A 1,087-nucleotide genomic window follows, 5' to 3' on the forward strand; every position below is an offset into this window, starting at 1 on the left:
CCTACTGAGAAACGCAACAAGGTATTCGTAATCCCGCGGGCGATACGCTCGTGTTCTGGAATATCCATATGGGTTTGGGTGGCTGGATAAGTGATGAAACTTTCCGTACCGCCTAAACTTTCAGCAAAGGTAATCAGCTGAATCGCTTTCAAGAATTTCGGCACCCACTCTTCTTTTTGTAAGCGGAAAGAAAGCATACCGCTCTTGCCTGAATATAATACACTCTCAATTTCTGGCTGTTCTGCTAAGAATTTTGCCAGTTCAGTTGCGTTAGATTGATGACGTTCCATACGCAACGCCAACGTTTTCAAACCACGCACCGCAAGGTAAGAATCGAATGGCGAAAGCACTGCACCTGCCCCATTTTGGATATAATACAAACGCTCGCTTAAGTTTTGACCAGCTTCATTTTGGGTTGCTTCGCTATCTTTTGCCACAATTAAACCTGCCAACACATCGTTATGCCCTGAAAGGTATTTGGTTGCACTGTGAATCACGATGTCTGCACCGTGTTCAATGGGGCGGAATAACACAGGGGTTAAGAAGGTGTTATCGACGATCAAAATCAAGTTATGTTTTTTCGCCACTTTTGAGATCGCGTCCACATCACACTCTTCCATCAACGGATTTGATGGGGTTTCGATGAAGATTGCTTTGGTGTTTGGTGTGATCGCCGCTTCAATCGCCACCACGTCTGCGGTGTTCACATACACAGGTTTCACGGTGTGATTGTTTTTATAGCAGAAATCTAACAAACGGTAAGTACCACCGTAAACATCGCTAGAAATAATCCATTCATCTGGCGATTTAAATAGCGACATAATCAGCTGAATCGCCGCCATACCTGAAGCAGTAGCAAAACCTGCATCACCGCCTTCTAAATCAGCAATACCCTGCTCTAACACGGCACGAGTTGGGTTTTTGGTTCGAGTGTAGTCAAAGCCTGTTGATTCGCCCAAGCCATCACGTCCGTAAGCGGTCGATAAAATAATAGGTGTTGCCACTGCACCTGTTCTAGGGTCAGTACGATTGCCCAGTTGCACTAAAGTGGTTTCGATATTGTTGAATTTGGTCATTTTATATTTCC

Annotated in this window: 1 protein-coding gene; it reads right to left on the bottom strand. The window is 44.8% G+C overall.

Annotated elements, in window-relative coordinates; all coding sequences use genetic code 11:
* A partial coding sequence (locus KH943_RS10105) for a methionine biosynthesis PLP-dependent protein (protein WP_304110447.1) occupies window positions 1–1,076 on the bottom strand: 1,076 nt, incomplete at its 3' end.
* Window positions 1,077–1,087: the final 11 nt, after the last annotated feature.

The sequence above is a fragment of the Haemophilus parahaemolyticus genome, from assembly GCF_018373095.1.
Lineage (GTDB): Bacteria > Pseudomonadota > Gammaproteobacteria > Enterobacterales > Pasteurellaceae > Haemophilus_A > Haemophilus_A parahaemolyticus_A.